Below are 15,877 nucleotides of genomic sequence, written 5' to 3' on the forward strand. Positions count from 1 at the left end.
TCCAATTCTGTTGCCATATCAGGCGGTTAACTTGCTGGAGCGGTTCGTTTCGCTTCGTGACACTGAGATAGATCTGATCGCTGATGCGGAAAACGGCAATGTTTGACCAATGTAATGTGCAAATACGAACCAAGTGAACGCGAATGTGAGCGACGGAGCCGTGCCCCGCGCGGCATGAAAAAGGCCCCCGAAGGGGCCCCGAGGTCGCGCGGCGTGGGCTTCAGTTGGCGCAGCGCAGGACGCTGTTCAAGGCGGTTTTCCAGGCCTTCTCGGCGTTGAAATTGCGCGCGAGGGCGGGCTTGCCGGGCGCGCGAAACGCCTGCATGCCATGCGCTGTCATCCAGGTCGGGTCGTGGCGCGGGGCGCCGAGGGCCTGCAGCTGGGCGCAAAAGGCGGCCTCGGCGGGGCGGCCGGGCGGCACCAGGCGTTTCTGCTCGGCGGAGATCTTGCTGAGCTGGGCCGGGCTGAGTTCGGCGCTGGTTTGCATCGCGAGCACATCGACCGCCTGATGGGCGGTCTTGTCGGTCACCCGCTCGGTGTCGAACATCCCGCGCGCGATCATCAGATCCCACAGCGCGGCGGCATCGGCGGGGCGGTTCTTGCGCGCGCAGGCGAGCACGCTCAGCGCCAGATCGGGCGGGCTCAGCCCCGGGTCGGCCTGCGCCAGCGTGATACAGCCGCGGTTCTGAGTCGGCGCGAGGTTGCCGGGGGCTTCGTAGTTCTGAACGCTGACCTGCGCCCCGGCCATCGTCGCGCCGAGCATCAGCGCCAGACAGCTCGCCATCAATCGAGTCATAGAAAAATCCTCACCAGAATCGGCGAGGATCATAGGCGCGCGCGCCCCGAAAAGCAAAACGGCCCCCGAAGGGGCCGCCTCGCCAGAGTTGGCGTCAGATCTCACGCGTCGCGGCCACGGGCCGGTTGCGGGGCGATATCATAGGTCTGACGGTTGGTGTGCGAGCGCACGAAGGCTTCCGCCTGCAGATCGCCATCGCGGCGCGCATTCAGGATCTGTTGCAGCTCGGCGCCGGTATATTGCGAGGCATCCACCCCGAGCTGGGCGGCGAATTGCGCCTTGCCGGGGTTCACCGAAGCCGCACCCTCAGCGGCGCGGTTGAAGTGCGAGAGGAGGAAATCGACAGTGCTCTGGTCGCCATCGCGTTTCGCCGCGGCGAGTTGGTTGAGCTCCACCACCGTATACTCCGAGGCGCTGACGCCCAGTTGGGCGGCGAGTTGGGCCACGCCCGGGTTGATTTCCGCCGCCGAAGCCAAGCCCGCCGAGAACACGAGGGCAATCGCCGAGAGGGTCACGTTGCGTTTCATTTCAGTCTCCATTCTTTCAGGCTTTTCAGCCGGTTATGATGTCCGAGCGGGTTCGTTCGCTCTGTGGGGATGGAGATATATCCGTTCGTCAGCGCTGAAAACTGCCGCAAAATGCCAACAGTTGTGCAAATTTGCGGTGTAACGCTTTCGTCAGCCGCCCTTGGCGCGCCGGCACAGCCCTCTAGACGCGCGTGCCGCGGCGCGCTCGCCCCTTCCCTCGCGGGCGGCTTTCCCCTATCTAGCGGGTAACCCGAAATACCCCGAAAGGTGCGCGAAATGGCTTCGTATCAATATGTCTACCACATGGATGGCGTCTCGAAGACCTATCCGGGCGGCAAGAAATGCTTTGAGAACATCCGTCTGAACTTCCTGCCCGGGGTGAAGATCGGCGTGGTCGGCGTCAACGGCGCGGGGAAATCCACGCTGCTCAAGATCATGGCCGGCATGGACAAGGATTTTCAGGGCGAGGCCTGGGCCGCGAAAGGCGCCAAGGTCGGCTATCTCGCGCAGGAGCCGCAGCTCGACGAGTCGAAGACCGTGCGCGAAAACGTCATGGAAGGCGTCGCGGAGAAGACCGCCAAGCTCGAGCGCTACAATGAACTCGCGATGAATTACTCGGACGAGACCGCCGAGGAAATGGCGCGCCTGCAAGACGAGATCGACGCCGAGAACCTGTGGGATCTCGACAGCCAGGTCGATATCGCCCTCGAGGCGCTGCGCTGCCCGCCCGATGACGCCAATGTCGCGAGCCTCTCGGGCGGCGAGAAACGCCGCGTGGCGCTGTGCAAGCTGCTGCTCGAGGCGCCCGACATGCTGCTGCTCGACGAGCCGACCAACCACCTCGACGCCGAGACCATCGCCTGGCTGCAAAAGCACCTGATCGAGTACAAGGGCACGATCCTGTGCGTGACCCACGACCGCTATTTCCTCGACGACATCACCTCCTGGATCCTCGAGCTCGAACGCGGCCGCGGCATCCCCTATGAGGGCAATTATTCGAGCTGGCTCGAGCAGAAGGCCAAGCGCCTCGAGCAGGAAGCCCGCGAGGACAAGGCCAAGCAGAAGGTCATGGAGAAGGAGCTCGAGTGGATCCGCGCCGGCGCCAAGGCCCGTCAGGCCAAGTCGAAAGCCCGGATCGCGGCCTATGAGAAGATGGCCGACGAGGGCGTCAAGGACCGCGTCGGCAAGGCGCAGATCATCATCCCGAACGGCCCGCGGCTTGGCTCGAAGGTGATCGAGGTCGAGAACCTGAAAAAGCACATGGGCGACAAGCTCCTGATCGAGAACCTGTCGTTCAGCCTGCCGCCGGGCGGGATCCTGGGCGTGATCGGGCCGAACGGCGCGGGCAAATCGACGCTGATCAAGATGATCGTCGGCGCCGAGCAGCCCGATGAGGGCACGATCACCGTGGGCGATACCGTCAAGCTCGCCTATGTCGACCAGTCGCGCGACGCGCTCGACCCGGAGAAGAACGTCTGGGAAGAGATCTCGGGCGGGGCGGAGCTGATCCAGCTCGGCGATGCGACCGTGGCGAGCCGCAGCTATGTCGGCGCGTTCAACTTCAAGGGCGCCGACCAGCAGAAGAAGGTCGGCCTGCTCTCGGGCGGGGAACGCAACCGCGTGCACATGGCGAAACTGCTGAAATCGGGCGGCAACGTGCTGCTTCTCGACGAACCGACCAACGACCTCGACGTGGAAACGCTGCAGGCGCTGGAAGCGGCGATCGAAGATTTCGCGGGCTGCGCGGTGATCATCTCGCACGACCGCTTCTTCCTCGACCGCCTGTGCACCCATATCCTCGCCTTCGAGGGCGATGCGCATGTCGAATTCTTCGAGGGCAACTTCGAGGATTACGAGAACGACAAGATCCGCCGGCTTGGCCCGGATGCGGTCGAACCCAAGCGCGTGAAATACAAGAAGTTCACGCGATAAGGTCAGGGGGGCGCCGCAGGGCGCCCCTTTTTCTTGTCAGAGTTAGGGGTCCAAGAGCCGATTCCGTTCAAGGGCGCGCGTGACGGCTTGCGTGACCCTCGAGATCTCCGCGCAGCGCCGGTCCAACGCCTGTTGGGTCATCAGCCCCTCTTGGCACGCCTCCAACATGTTCTGCAGACACTCCTGAACCGGAGCGCAAAGCACACAATAGGCCCCGCCAAAGACGAGATCGAGCGGGCGCTCCCACTCCCCGCCTGAGTAGATCGCGGGATTGTTCTGCGCATGCATTGGGTCCGTGACCGATACCGCGCGCGGGCTGACGGCGACATCCAGCCACGCGGAGAGCTCTTGCCGCGACAATTTTACTTCAATTCTGCCTTTAAAAGTCATCTCAAACACCTGATCAAAAGAAAAAACCGCCCAAGGGCGGTTCGCGCGTCTTGCGCTGATCCATAGCTGGGGGCCGGGCCCCGCGATTTCAAGGGGCGCTCTGGTGGCGGCGGCGGGACTCGAACCCGCACTCCAGAGGGAAGGCGATTTTAAGTCGCCGGTGTCTACCATTCCACCACGCCGCCACGGGGCAAGGCTTACCCCGCGGCGCAGGCCTTGAAAAGCCTCAGCGGCCCTCGAACTTCGGCGCGCGCTTCTCGAGGAAGGCCTGCACCCCCTCGCGGAAATCGCGCGTCACGCCGAGCTGACCCTGCAGCTCCGCCTCGCGGTCGAGCTGCTCGGAAAGCGTCGCGGAATAGCTCTCGCGCAGCGCGGCCTTCACCGCCCCATAAGCCGCCGTCGGCCCCTTGGCCAGATGCGCCGCCCGCGCGCGCCAATGGTGCTCGAAATCGACATCGGGCACCGCCTCCCAGATCATCCCCCAGGACACCGCCTTCTCCGCGCTCACCGGTTCGGCAAAGAGCGCCATCCCCATCGCGCGCGCGAACCCCGCCTGGCGCGGCAGCCAATAGGTGCCGCCCGCATCCGGCATCAGCCCGATCCGCGTGAAAGCCTGCAAGAACACCGCCGATTGCGCCGCGATCACCACATCGGCCGCGAGCGCAAGGTTCGCCCCAGCCCCCGCCGCCGCGCCATTCACCGCCGAGATCACCGGCACCGGGCAAGAATAGATCGCCTTCAGAACCGGCTCATATTCCTCGCGCAGCACCCGCTCGAGCCCGAGCCCCGCCACCGCCGCGCCATCGCCGAGATCCTGCCCCGAGCAAAACGCCCGCCCCGCGCCGGTCAGCACGATCACCCGCGCCTCATCCGCCGCGCGCTTGAGCGCCTCGAGCAGCTCGACCCGCATCTGCGTGTTGAGCGCATTCATCACCTCGGGGCGGTTGAGCGTGATCACCGCCATCCCCTCCGAAACCTCGTATCGGATCGCCTGATAGGGCATTGGCTCCTCCCTTGCCTGTGCACCACAAGATGCCGCGCCCGCGCCCGCGCGAAAAGCCAAACCCTGCGTCACGCCGCCCCGTCCGCGCGCCTCCGCTGCGGCTTCTTCTTGGCAAAAATACGCAATCTTCAGCTTTTCATAAGCTCGTCGATCCGCGCCTTTTCCTCCTCGGAGAGCGCCTCGACCGGCGCCTCGCTGCCCGTGCGCCGCCCGCGCAGATAGACAAACGCCCCGCCCAGCGCGATCAGCAAAACCGCCGGCCCCGCATAATAGAGGATCAGGTTCGCGCCGGTCTTCTCCGGCTCGAAAAGCACATATTCGCCATAGCGGTCGGTGATGTAATCGAGCACCTCGCTGTCGCTGTCGCCCGCGACGAGCCGCTCGCGCACCAGAACCCGCAGATCGCGCGAGACCTCGGCGTTCGATTCGTCGATGTTCTCGCCCTGACAGACCGGGCAGCGCAGCACCTGGCTGATCACCCGCGCGCGTTTCTCGAGCGCGGCATCGGGCAGCACCTCATCGGGCTGCACCGCAAAGGCCGGCAGGACCGACAGCGCCAGGACGGAACTCAGAAGCAGGGTCTTCAGCATGGCTCACTCCGCCGGGGTTGCGGCCAGAGGGGCCGATTTGCGCGCCCCGGCCGCCACGCGGTAGCGCCGGTCAGAGAGGCTCAAAAGCCCGCCAAACGCCATCATCAGACAGCCCGCCCAGATCCAGTTGGCGAAAGGCTTGATATAGGTGCGCACCGCCCAGCCGCCGCCGTCCTGCGGATCGCCGATCACCAGATAGATGTCGCGCAGGAAGCCGTTGTCGATATCGGCCTCGGTGGTCGGCATCGCCTGCACCGGGTAGGCGCGCTTTTCCGGGTGCAGCGTGGTGATCAGCCGCCCGTCCTGCTCGACGCGCAGCGTCGCGGTATGCGAGGTATAGTTCGGGCCCTCGACCTCCTCGACCTTGTCGAGGGTGATCTGATAGCCCGCAACCACGAAGGGCTGGCCGATCTGCGCCACGCGGATATCCTCGACCTGACCCGCCATCAAAAGCCCGATCCCGGTGAACACGATGCCGAGCCCCGAATGCGCGGCGGCCTTGCCCCAATCGGCGCGCGGCAGACGCATCAGCCGCGCAGCCTTGCGCCCGGCGCGCACCCAAAGATCGGCCATCGCGCCGAAGATGATCCAGGAGCCGAGCCCCGTCGCCACCATCGCAAGGAGCGTCCGCCCCGTCTCGAGCGACCACGCAAGCCCCGCACAGGCGAGCGCCAGCACGAAAGCCGGCGCCAGCGGGCGCACGAGCTTGCCCAGCCGCGCGCGTTTCCATGGCATCATCGCGCCCAGGGGCAGCACGATCGCCAGCGCGATCATGAAGGGCGTGAAGGCCTTTTCAAAGAACGGCGCGCCGACCGAGAGCTTGCGCCCCCAGGCCATTTCCGCCACCAGCGGCCAGACCGTGCCGACGAAGACGACAAGCGCCGAGACCGCGAGCAGGATGTTGTTGATCACCAGCGCCGTCTCGCGCGAGACCATCGAGAACACGCCCTTGGCCTGCATCTCGCTCGCCCGCGCGGCGTAAAGGGTGAGCGCGCCGCCGACGAAGAAGGCGAGGATGCCGAGGATGAACACCCCGCGCTCGGGGTCGTTGGCGAAGCTGTGGACCGAGGTGATGACGCCTGAGCGCACGATGAACGTGCCGATCAGCGAGAAGCCGAAGGCCATGATCGCGAGGAGAATCGTCCAGCTCTTCAGCGCCTCGCGTTTCTCCACCACGATCGCGGAATGCAGGAGCGCCGCCGCCAGCAGCCAGGGCATGAAGGAGGCGTTCTCGACCGGATCCCAGAACCAGAAGCCGCCCCAGCCGAGCTCGTAATAGGCCCACCACGAGCCCAGCGCGATGCCGATCGTCAGGAAGATCCAGGCGGCGAGCGTCCAGGGCCGCACCCAGCGCGCCCAGGCGGCATCGACCCGCCCCTCGATCAGCGCGGCCACCGCGAAGGAAAACGCCATCGAGAGCCCGACATAGCCGAGATAGAGGAAGGGCGGATGGAAGGCGAGGCCCGGGTCTTGCAGGAGCGGGTTGAGATCGCGGCCGTTGAACGGCGCCTCGGGCAGGCGCAGAAACGGGTTCGAGGTGAACAGGATGAAGCCGAGGAAGGCCACCCCGATCCAGGCCTGAACCGCCAGCACCCGCGCCTTGAGCCGCGGCGGCAGCGCGCCGCCAAACCAGGCCGCCGCCGCCCCGAAGAGCGCCAGCGTCAGCACCCACAGCAGCATCGAGCCCTCATGGTTGCCCCAGACGCCGGAGATTTTATAGAGCATCGGCTTGTCGGTATGGGAGTTCTCATAGACCAGCCGCAGCGAGAAATCCGAGGTCACGAAGCCATGCGTCAGCGCCCCGAAGGCGAGCGCGATCAGCAGAAACTGCGCCGAGGCCGCGGGCTCGGCCACGGCCATCCAGCCCGACCAGTTCTTCTGGGCCCCGATGAGGGGAACGAGTGCCTGCACGATCGCAACGCAAAAGGCGAGGATCAGGGCAAAGTGGCCGAGCTCAGCAATCATGGGAACCTCCTGTTCGCGCGGGCGATCATAGAGGCCCCGCGCCCCGGGGCCAAGGAGGATGCGCGCGATTGTCGCGCCGGCGCGGGCACGATCTGGTTATCGGGCCCCTCGGGCGGCGCAAGAAAAGGTCGCATTTGAAATTTTCGCGCGGTAAGATGATGTAAAGTGAGGGGAAAGATCGGGGGAAGCGATGGGAACCACCAAGGTCCGCAACATGGAAGAATTCGCCGCCCGCGTCGGCATTTCCCGCCCGACGGTCTCGAAATATTTCAACGACCCGGAGAGCGTGCGGCCCTCGACGCGGGCGCGCATCGAGAAGGCGCTCGAGCGCTATGACTATCGCCCGAATATCTTCGCGGTGAACCAGAACCGCAAGCTGACGAAGAATGTCGGCATCGTGGTGCCCTATCTGGCCGACCCGTTTTTCGCCGAACTGGCGCGCAAGGCCGAGCAGCATTGCATCGCGGCGGGCTATCGGCCGACGCTGTTCAGCGCGCATGGCTCGCGGGCTTTGGAGAACGAGATCCTCGAGACGCTGCGGGCGATGAAGCCGGCCGGGGTGTTGCTCGCGCCGCTCGGGCGCGGCTCGGATCGCGCCGCGATCGAGAGCTTTTGCCGCGACGTGCCGACGGTGCTGTTCGACAATGCGCCCGCCGATCTCGGTCTCGCCTTCGTCGGCTCGGACAACCGCCAATTCGCGATGCTGATCGTCGATTATCTCTGCCGGACCGGCGAACCGCCTTGTTTTTTCGAGATGAAAAACCCCGCCAACCCGAACGCGAACCGCCGGCGGCTGGGCTATATCCAGGCGATGGAGCGCTTCGGCCAGGAGCCGCGGGTCGTGCAGGTCGAGGGCGAGGGCTGGTCCTTCGAGGAGATCGGCCGGCGCGGCGGGCTCAAGGCGCTCGCCGCGGGGCAGTTCACCACCAACACCGTCCTGTGCTCGAACGACCGGCTCGCGATCGGCTTTCTGACCGCCTGTTATGAGAGCAAGATTCAGGTCGGGCGCGATTCGGGCAGTCGGATCCGGGTCGCCGGGCAGGACGATCACCCGTTCTCGCGCTACACCTGCCCGCCGCTGACCACCATCGCGCAGGATTACGACGCGATCTCGCGCTCGGCGGCGGAGATCCTGTTCCGGGCCATCGAAGGTGCTGAAAAGCCTCGCGAAACGCTGCTCTTCGAGGGGCGGTTGGTGATGCGCGACTCTGCGTGAGTCACGTTTAAAATTTCCGCGCGTAAAAATACAATTGACGGCGCGCCCGATTACCTCCTAGGTTTTGCGTTGAGGAGACATACATCAACGTCTTGGGAGGAAAGAGATGTATCTGAAGAACGCATTTCGTGCGGCGACGGCGCTCACGCTGATCACCGCCGGCGCGGCGCAGGCCGAAAAGATCACCGTCGCGACCGTCAACAACGGCGACATGATCCGGATGCAGGGCTACACGGCCGAATTCACCAAAGCGACCGGCATCGAGGTCGAATGGGTCACGCTCGAGGAAAACGTCCTGCGCGAGCGGGTTACGACCGATATCACCACCAAGGGCGGCCAGTTCGACATCATGACGATCGGCATGTACGAGACGCCGATCTGGGGCAAGAACGGCTGGCTGGTGCCGCTCAACGACCTCTCGGCGGAGTATGACGCGGCCGATATCCTGCCGGCGATGGCGGGCGGGCTTTCCTATGACGGCACGCTTTATGCCGCGCCCTTCTACGGCGAAAGCTCGATGATCATGTATCGCGCCGACCTGATGGAGAAGGCGGGGCTCACCATGCCTGAGAGCCCGACCTGGGAGTTCATCCGCGAGGCCGCGGCCAAGATGACCGACCGCGGCGCGGATGTGAACGGCATCTGTCTGCGCGGCAAGGCGGGCTGGGGCGAGGGCGGCGCCTTCATCACCGCGATGGCCAATTCCTTTGGCGCGCGCTGGTTCGACATGGAGTGGAAAGCGCAGTTCGACACCCCGCAATGGGCCGAAACGATCAACTTCTTCAAGGGGATGATGGATGCCTCGGGGCCGCAGGGTTACGCCACCAACGGCTTCAACGAGAACCTGTCGCTCTTCCAGCAGGGCAAATGCGGCATGTGGATCGACGCGACGGTCGCGGCCTCTTTCGTGACCAACCCGAAGGAATCGACCGTGGCCGACCATGTGGGCTTCGCGCTCGCGCCGCATAAGGAGGGCGTGGAGAAGAACGGCAACTGGCTCTGGGCCTGGGCGCTGGCGATCCCGGCGGGCACGCAAAAGGCCGATGCCGCCAAGCAGTTCATCGAATGGGCCACCTCGAAGGGCTATATCGAGCAGGTCGCGGCGAAAGAGGGCTGGGCCAATGTGCCGCCCGGCGCGCGCAGCTCGCTTTATGAAAACCCCGAATACATGAAGGTGCCCTTCGCGAAGATGACGCTCGAGTCGATCCTGACGGCCGACCCGGCGCACCCGACCGTCGAGCCGGTGCCCTATGTCGGCGTGCAATTCGCCGCGATCCCCGAATTTGCCGGGATCGCGACCGAGGTCAGCCAGGAATTCGCCGCCGCCTATGCCGGGCAGCAATCGGTGGAGGAGGCCCTGGCCAAGGCCCAGGCGCTGACCACCGACGCGATGGAAGCCGCGGGCTACTGAGCCCCAAGGCGGGGGGCGCCGCGCGCGCCCCCCGATCCGACCGCCCCGACCCGACAGCCCCGTCCAGGAGCCTTCGCCATGGCCACCCAACATTCCCGCTCCGCCGCCCGTCTGATGATGGCGCCGGCCGTCACGTTGCTGCTGGGCTGGATGCTCGTGCCGCTCGTGATGACGCTCTACTTCTCCTTCCGCAAATACCTGCCGCTGCGCCCCGATGTCGCGCAAGATTGGGTGGGCTTCGACAATTACATCCGCTTCGTCACCTCGGATGCCTTCTGGCCGGCGGTGCAGGTGACGCTGATCATCGTCGGCGGCGTGCTCGCGATCACGCTGATCCTCGGCGTCGGGCTCGCGCTGATCCTCGATCAGCCGATGTGGGGGCAGGGCGCGGTGCGGGTGCTGGTGATCGCGCCCTTCTTCGTGATGCCCACCGTCTCGGCGCTTCTGTGGAAGAACATGTTCATGGACCCGGTGAACGGCTTTTTCGCCCATGTGCTGCGCGCGCTCGGCCTCGCGCCGATCGAATTCCTCAGCCAGCATTCGCTCGGCTCGATCATCACCATCGTCTCGTGGGAGTGGCTGCCCTTCGCGACGCTGATCCTGCTCACCGCGATCCAGTCGCTCGATCAGGAACAGCTCGAAGCCGCCGAGATGGATGGCGCGCGCTGGCCCTCGCGGTTCGTCCATATCATCTTGCCGCATCTGAGCCGCGCGATGACCGTCGTGCTCTTGATCCAGACGATTTTCCTGTTGGGCATCTTCGCCGAGATCTTCGTCACCACGCAGGGCTCCTTCGGCTCGAAGACGCTGACCTATCTGATCTACCAGCGCGTGCTGGAGAGCCAGAATGTCGGCCTCGGCTCGGCCGGCGGCGTCTATGCGATCATCCTCGCCAATATCGTCGCGATGTTCCTGATGCGCATCGTCGGCAAGAACCTCGACGCCTGAGGAGAGACCATGGCCCGCGCTGTCACCCCCCGCCGCAAGGCTCTCAACACGCTGATCGCCTGGACGATCGGGCTGATCCTCTTCTTCCCGATCCTGTGGATCTTCATCCTGTCGTTCAAATCCGAGGGCGCCGCGATCCTCTCCCCGCTCGAGGTGCTGCGCGCGCCCTGGACGCTCGAGAGCTATCAGATCGTGCAGGGCCGCTCGGATTACTTCGGCCATTTCACCAATTCGGTGGTGATCTCGCTCGGCTCGACGCTGCTGGGCCTTCTGGTCGCGGTGCCGGCGGCCTGGGCGATGGCCTTCGTGCCCTCGGCGCGCACCAAAGACATCCTGATGTGGATGCTCTCGACCAAGATGCTGCCGGCGGTGGGGGTGCTCTACCCGATCTATCTGATGTTCATCAGCCTGCACCTGCTCGATACCCGCATCGGCCTCGTGATCGTGCTGATGCTGATCAACCTGCCGATCATCATCTGGATGCTCTACACCTATTTCCGCGAGATCCCCGGCGAGATCCTCGAGGCCGCGCGGATGGATGGCGCGGGCCTGCGCGAGGAGGTGCTCCATGTGCTCACCCCGATGGCGCTGCCCGGGCTCGCCTCGACGGTGCTTCTCAACGTCATCCTCGCCTGGAACGAGGCCTTCTGGACGCTCAAGCTCACCGCCGCCAAGGCCGGGCCGCTGACCGCCTTCATCGCCTCCTATTCCTCGCCCGAGGGGCTCTTCTACGCAAAACTTTCGGCGGCTTCCGTGATGGCGATCGCGCCGATCCTCGTCATGGGCTGGTTCAGCCAGAAACAACTCGTCCGCGGCCTGACCTTCGGCGCGGTGAAATAAAGGAACCGAGATGGGACGGATACAACTCAACCGGGTCGCCAAATCCTTCGGCAATGTCCATGTGATCCCGCCGCTCGATCTGACCATCGAAGATGGCGAGTTCACGGTCTTCGTCGGCCCCTCGGGCTGCGGGAAATCGACGCTCCTGCGGCTGATCGCGGGGCTCGAGGATGTCTCGGGCGGCGAGGTCTTGATCGACGGCGCCGATGCCACCACGATCCCGCCCGCCAAGCGCGGCCTGGCGATGGTGTTTCAAAGCTACGCGCTCTACCCCCATATGTCTGTGCGCAAGAACATCGCCTTCCCGCTGAAGATGGCCGGGCTCGACAAGGCCGAGCAGGAGCGCCGCGTGGCCCAGGCCGCCGAGGTGCTCAACCTCACTTCCTATCTCGACCGCCGCCCCGGCCAGCTTTCGGGCGGCCAGCGCCAGCGCGTCGCCATCGGCCGCGCGATCGTGCGCGAGCCGCAGGCCTTTCTCTTCGACGAGCCGCTCTCGAACCTCGATGCGGCGCTGCGCGTGGGCATGCGCCTCGAGATCTCCGAGCTGCACAAACGCCTGAAAACAACGATGATCTATGTCACCCATGATCAGGTCGAGGCGATGACCATGGCCGACAAGATCGTGGTCTTGCAGGCCGGCCGGATCGAACAGGTGGGCTCGCCCCTCGAGCTCTACCGCCGCCCCTGCAACACCTTCGTCGCGGGCTTCATCGGCTCGCCGAAGATGAACCTGATCTCGGGCCCGGAGGCCGCGAAATTCGGCGCAGCCACGATCGGCATCCGCCCCGAACATCTCGAGATTTCCGAGGCCGCGGGCCTGTGGGAGGGCACCGTCGGCGTCTCCGAACATCTCGGCTCGGATACGTTCTTCCACCTGCATTGCCCGGCCTTCGAGGCGCCGATCACCGTGCGCGCCCCTGGCGAGCGCGCCTTCGCCTATGGCGCGCGGGTCTATCTGAGCCCGCGCACCGAGCATCTGCACCGCTTCGATGCCGCGGGGGGGCGGATCGAATGAGGCGGCTTGCGGGAAAAACCGCCCTGATCACCGGGGCTGCGCGCGGCATCGGGCGCGATTTCGCGCGCGCCTATCTGGCCGAGGGCGCGCGCGTCGCGCTCGCCGATATCGACATCGCCCGCGCGCGCCAGAGCGCCGCCGAGCTCGGCCCCGGCGCGGTCGCGATCGAGATGGATGTGACGCGCGAGGCGAGCATCGCCGCCGCCGTCGCCGAGGCCGAGGCCACGCTCGGCGGCATTGACATCTTGATCAACAACGCCGCGATCTTCACCGCCGCCCCGATCGTCGAGATCACCCGCGCCGATTTCGAGCGCGTCTTCGCGATCAATGTCGCGGGCACGTTCTTCACCCTGCAAGCGGTCGCGCGGGGCATGATCGCGCGCGGGCAGGGCGGCAAGATCATCAACATGGCGAGCCAGGCCGGCCGGCGCGGCGAGGCGCTCGTCGCCGCCTATTGCGCCACCAAGGCCGCGGTGATCAGCCTGACCCAATCGGCCGGGCTCGACCTGATCCGCCACGGCATCAACGTCAACGCGATCGCGCCGGGCGTGGTCGAGGGCGAGCATTGGGACGGCGTCGACGCCTTCTTCGCGAAATATGAAAACAAGCCGCTTGGCCAGAAGAAGCGCGAGGTCGGCGCAGGCGTGCCCTTCGGCCGGATGGGCCGCCCCGCCGATCTCACCGGCATGGCGATTTTCCTCGCGACGGCGGAGGCCGATTACATCGTCGCGCAGACCTACAACGTGGACGGCGGACAATGGATGAGCTGAGGATGAGCCCGATGAAACTCTCGAACGCGACGCTCGCGGCGCTGCCCGAAGGGGTCGCGCGCCCCACCTATGACCGCGCCCGGCTCGGCGCCGGGATCGTGCATATCGGGCTGGGCAATTTTCACCGCGCCCACCAGGCCTGGTATCTGCACCGGCTCATGCAACAAGGCCTTGCGCAGGATTGGGCGATCATCGGCGCGGGCGTGCGCCCCTATGACGAGGCGATGCGCCTGCGCCTCGCCGCGCAGGATTACCTCACCACGCTGATCGCGCTCGACCCCGCCGGGGTCTCGGCCGAGGTCGTCGGCGCGATGATCGACTACCTGCCCGTGGTCGAGGGCAACGGGCCGCTGATCGCGCGGATGGCCGCGCCCGATATCCGCATCGTCGCGCTGACCGTCACCGAGGGCGGCTATTACATCGACCCCGCGACCAAGGGCTTCGACGCGACCCACCCCGATATCCTCCACGACGCCGCCCACCCCGAGACCCCGCGCACCGCCTTCGGCGCGATGGTCGCGGCGCTCGCGCTGCGCCGCGCGCGCGGGCTCGGCCCCTTCACCGGGCAAAGCTGCGACAACCTGCAAGGCAACGGCGCGATCTTGCGCCAGACGGTGGTCTCGCTCGCGCGGCTCTCCGACCCGGGGCTCGCCGACTGGATCGCGGCAAACGCCAGCTTCCCGAATTCCATGGTCGATTGCATCGTGCCCGCCACCGGCCCGGCCGAGCTCGCGCTGGCCGCCCGCCTCGGCATCGAGGACGCCGCGCCGGTCACCCATGAGACCTTCCGCCAATGGGTGATCGAGGACGATTTCTGCGCCGGCCGCCCCGATTGGGACCGCGCGGGCGCGACCTTCTCGGCCGATGTCCACGCCTATGAGGCGATGAAGATCCGCATCCTGAACGCGGGCCATCAGGTGATCGCGACCCCGGGCGAGCTCATGTCCATCGAGACGATCTCGGGCTGCATGGCGCATCCGAAGATCCACGGCCTCTTCCGCAAGCTCGAGATCGAGGAAATCGTGCCGCATGTGCGCGCGGTGCCCGGCCGCACCCCGGAAGCCTATGTCGATCTGATCGAGCGGCGGTTTTCCAACCCGCGCATCCTCGACACCACCCGCCGCGTGGCCTTTGACGGCAGCGCCCGCCACACCGGCTTTCTGCACCCGATCCTGCGCGCAGGCCTCGCGGCCGGCACGCCCATCGAAGGGCTCGCGCTCGTCGAGGCGCTCTGGGCGCGGATGTGCGCGGGCACCCGCGAGGATGGCTCGGTGATCCTGCCCAATGACCCGCTCTGGGCCGATCTGACCGCCCGCGCGGCGGCGGCCAAGGCCGACCCGCAGGCCTGGCTCGCGATGCCCCAGATCTACGGCGATCTTGCGGATCAGCCGCGTTTCGCCGAGGCTTTCGCGCGCTGGCTGCGGCTGATCTGGGATCGGGGCACCGAGGCCGCGCTCGACGCCTATCTTGCCCCGTGAAAGGACCGCCGATGATCCTGTGCTGTGGTGAAGCGCTGATCGACATGATCCCCGAGCCGACGGTCGCGGGGGGCGAGGGCTTCGTGCCCTACCCCGGCGGGGCGGTGTTCAACACGGCCATCGCGCTCGGCCGGCTCGGCGCGGCGGCGGGGCTCCTGACCGGGCTCTCGCGCGACATGTTCGGCGCGCGCCTCGCGGCGGCGCTTGCCGCGTCGCATGTCGAGACGCGCCATGCGATCCTGAGCGACCGGCCCACCACGCTCGCCTTCGTACAGCTCACCAACGGCCAGGCAAGTTACCGGTTTTACGATGAAAATTCCGCCGGGCGGATGATCGAGCCCGAGGATATGCCCGCCCTCGGCCCCGAGGTCACCGCGCTCTTTTTCGGCGGGATCAGCCTCGCTTGCGAGCCCGGCGCCGAGGCCTATGCCGCGCTCCTCGCGCGCGAGGGCGCCGGGCGCGCGGTGATGATCGACCCCAACATCCGTCCCGGGTTCATCGCGGATGCGCCGCGCTACCGCGCCCGGCTCGGGGCCATGATCGCGCGCGCCGATATCCTCAAGGTCTCCGATGAGGATCTCGACTGGCTCGAACCGGGCGCGGCGCCGCTCGTCGAAAAGGCCCGCGCGCTGCAGGCGGCGGGCCCGGCGGTGGTGATCGTCACGCGCGGCGCGGCGGGGGCGGTGGCGGTCCTGCCCGGCGGCGCCGAGGTCGCGGTGCCTGCGCGCCCCGCCACCGTGGTCGATACCGTCGGCGCGGGCGATACGTTCAACGCGGGCGTTCTGGCCGAGCTCGCCCGGCAAGGCTTGCTCGAAAAATCCCGCCTCGCGACGCTTGCGCCCGCGGCGGCCGAGGCGGCGCTGCGCTTTGGTGCGCGGGTCGCGGCGGTGACGGTGGCGCGCGCGGGCGCCAACCCGCCCTGGGTGCACGAGCTCTGATCCTCCTCCCGCGCGGCCTGCGGCGATCCGGCGCAGCGGCCGGCGCGACGGGAAACCG

14 protein-coding genes and 1 tRNA gene are annotated in these 15,877 nt (G+C 66.4%); 9 read left to right on the forward strand and 6 right to left on the reverse strand.

Annotation, left to right across the window (positions count from 1 at the left end; all coding sequences use genetic code 11):
* Positions 1–220 precede the first annotated feature (220 nt).
* A complete protein-coding gene (locus LPB142_RS03145) occupies positions 221–796 on the reverse strand; it encodes a hypothetical protein (RefSeq protein ID WP_156894301.1) in 576 nt (191 codons plus the stop codon).
* Between the two features lie 101 nt (positions 797–897).
* Positions 898–1,323 carry a hypothetical protein gene (locus LPB142_RS03150; RefSeq protein WP_156894302.1) on the reverse strand — a complete coding sequence of 142 codons (426 nt, stop codon included), beginning with the start codon at positions 1,321–1,323 and terminating at the stop codon, positions 898–900.
* Between the two features lie 276 nt (positions 1,324–1,599).
* Here LPB142_RS03150 and ettA point away from each other — a divergent pair, with 276 nt between their 5' ends.
* Positions 1,600–3,255: an energy-dependent translational throttle protein EttA gene (gene ettA, locus LPB142_RS03155; protein ID WP_068766493.1), complete on the forward strand. Its 1,656-nt coding sequence runs from the start codon at positions 1,600–1,602 to the stop codon at positions 3,253–3,255.
* 491 nt (positions 3,256–3,746) lie between these two features.
* Here the strand turns inward: ettA and LPB142_RS03160 are convergent.
* The 4 genes from LPB142_RS03160 to LPB142_RS03175 form a co-directional block, all read right to left on the reverse strand.
* Positions 3,747–3,830, reverse strand: a tRNA-Leu gene (locus tag LPB142_RS03160).
* 41 nt (positions 3,831–3,871) lie between these two features.
* Positions 3,872–4,648: an enoyl-CoA hydratase-related protein gene (locus LPB142_RS03165; protein ID WP_071165491.1), complete on the reverse strand. Its 777-nt coding sequence runs from the start codon at positions 4,646–4,648 to the stop codon at positions 3,872–3,874.
* A gap of 128 nt (positions 4,649–4,776) precedes the next feature.
* Positions 4,777–5,238, reverse strand: coding sequence for a cytochrome c-type biogenesis protein (locus tag LPB142_RS03170; protein ID WP_068766089.1), 462 nt, complete (start codon positions 5,236–5,238; stop codon positions 4,777–4,779).
* A gap of 3 nt (positions 5,239–5,241) precedes the next feature.
* Positions 5,242–7,203: a heme lyase CcmF/NrfE family subunit gene (locus LPB142_RS03175; protein ID WP_071165492.1), complete on the reverse strand. Its 1,962-nt coding sequence runs from the start codon at positions 7,201–7,203 to the stop codon at positions 5,242–5,244.
* Positions 7,204–7,393: 190 nt separating this feature from the next.
* Between LPB142_RS03175 and LPB142_RS03180 the strand changes: the two genes are divergently transcribed.
* The 8 genes from LPB142_RS03180 to LPB142_RS03215 all read left to right on the forward strand — a co-directional run bounded on the left by LPB142_RS03180 (position 7,394) and on the right by LPB142_RS03215 (position 15,819).
* Entirely contained in the window at positions 7,394–8,419 is a 1,026-nt protein-coding gene (locus LPB142_RS03180) for a LacI family DNA-binding transcriptional regulator (RefSeq protein ID WP_071165493.1), read from the forward strand.
* A gap of 106 nt (positions 8,420–8,525) precedes the next feature.
* The gene (locus tag LPB142_RS03185; protein ID WP_071165494.1) at positions 8,526–9,830 is read left to right on the forward strand and encodes an ABC transporter substrate-binding protein; all 1,305 of its coding nucleotides are present in this window, start codon (positions 8,526–8,528) and stop codon (positions 9,828–9,830) included.
* Between the two features lie 78 nt (positions 9,831–9,908).
* The gene (locus tag LPB142_RS03190; RefSeq protein ID WP_071165495.1) at positions 9,909–10,778 is read left to right on the forward strand and encodes a carbohydrate ABC transporter permease; all 870 of its coding nucleotides are present in this window, start codon (positions 9,909–9,911) and stop codon (positions 10,776–10,778) included.
* 9 nt (positions 10,779–10,787) lie between these two features.
* A complete protein-coding gene (locus tag LPB142_RS03195) occupies positions 10,788–11,618 on the forward strand; it encodes a carbohydrate ABC transporter permease (RefSeq protein ID WP_071165496.1) in 831 nt (276 codons plus the stop codon).
* 10 nt (positions 11,619–11,628) lie between these two features.
* Complete coding sequence (locus LPB142_RS03200) at positions 11,629–12,633, forward strand: ABC transporter ATP-binding protein (RefSeq protein WP_071165497.1); 1,005 nt, start codon at positions 11,629–11,631, stop codon at positions 12,631–12,633.
* Positions 12,630–13,403 (forward strand): L-iditol 2-dehydrogenase, encoded by a 774-nt coding sequence (locus tag LPB142_RS03205; RefSeq protein ID WP_071165498.1) that lies wholly within the window; start codon positions 12,630–12,632, stop codon positions 13,401–13,403. The genes LPB142_RS03200 and LPB142_RS03205 overlap by 4 nt, the downstream gene beginning before the upstream one ends.
* A gap of 2 nt (positions 13,404–13,405) precedes the next feature.
* On the forward strand, positions 13,406–14,881 hold the full coding sequence (locus tag LPB142_RS03210) for a mannitol dehydrogenase family protein (protein WP_071165499.1): 1,476 nt from the start codon (positions 13,406–13,408) through the stop codon (positions 14,879–14,881).
* Positions 14,882–14,892: 11 nt separating this feature from the next.
* Entirely contained in the window at positions 14,893–15,819 is a 927-nt protein-coding gene (locus tag LPB142_RS03215) for a carbohydrate kinase family protein (protein ID WP_071165500.1), read from the forward strand.
* Positions 15,820–15,877 lie beyond the last annotated feature (58 nt).

This window comes from Rhodobacter xanthinilyticus (assembly GCF_001856665.1).
Lineage (GTDB): Bacteria > Pseudomonadota > Alphaproteobacteria > Rhodobacterales > Rhodobacteraceae > Rhodobacter > Rhodobacter xanthinilyticus.

What these genes read in the sequence shown, in the direction of transcription:
- LPB142_RS03145 (WP_156894301.1), bottom strand. Translation starts at nt 796, where the DNA reads ATGACTCGATTGATGGCGAGCTGTCTGGCGCTGATGCTCGGCGCGACG.
- LPB142_RS03150 (WP_156894302.1), bottom strand. Translation starts at nt 1,323, where the DNA reads ATGAAACGCAACGTGACCCTCTCGGCGATTGCCCTCGTGTTCTCGGCG.
- ettA (WP_068766493.1), top strand. Translation starts at nt 1,600, where the DNA reads ATGGCTTCGTATCAATATGTCTACCACATGGATGGCGTCTCGAAGACC.
- LPB142_RS03165 (WP_071165491.1), bottom strand. Translation starts at nt 4,648, where the DNA reads ATGCCCTATCAGGCGATCCGATACGAGGTTTCGGAGGGGATGGCGGTG.
- LPB142_RS03170 (WP_068766089.1), bottom strand. Translation starts at nt 5,238, where the DNA reads ATGCTGAAGACCCTGCTTCTGAGTTCCGTCCTGGCGCTGTCGGTCCTG.
- LPB142_RS03175 (WP_071165492.1), bottom strand. Translation starts at nt 7,203, where the DNA reads ATGATTGCTGAGCTCGGCCACTTTGCCCTGATCCTCGCCTTTTGCGTT.
- LPB142_RS03180 (WP_071165493.1), top strand. Translation starts at nt 7,394, where the DNA reads ATGGGAACCACCAAGGTCCGCAACATGGAAGAATTCGCCGCCCGCGTC.
- LPB142_RS03185 (WP_071165494.1), top strand. Translation starts at nt 8,526, where the DNA reads ATGTATCTGAAGAACGCATTTCGTGCGGCGACGGCGCTCACGCTGATC.
- LPB142_RS03190 (WP_071165495.1), top strand. Translation starts at nt 9,909, where the DNA reads ATGGCCACCCAACATTCCCGCTCCGCCGCCCGTCTGATGATGGCGCCG.
- LPB142_RS03195 (WP_071165496.1), top strand. Translation starts at nt 10,788, where the DNA reads ATGGCCCGCGCTGTCACCCCCCGCCGCAAGGCTCTCAACACGCTGATC.
- LPB142_RS03200 (WP_071165497.1), top strand. Translation starts at nt 11,629, where the DNA reads ATGGGACGGATACAACTCAACCGGGTCGCCAAATCCTTCGGCAATGTC.
- LPB142_RS03205 (WP_071165498.1), top strand. Translation starts at nt 12,630, where the DNA reads ATGAGGCGGCTTGCGGGAAAAACCGCCCTGATCACCGGGGCTGCGCGC.
- LPB142_RS03210 (WP_071165499.1), top strand. Translation starts at nt 13,406, where the DNA reads ATGAGCCCGATGAAACTCTCGAACGCGACGCTCGCGGCGCTGCCCGAA.
- LPB142_RS03215 (WP_071165500.1), top strand. Translation starts at nt 14,893, where the DNA reads ATGATCCTGTGCTGTGGTGAAGCGCTGATCGACATGATCCCCGAGCCG.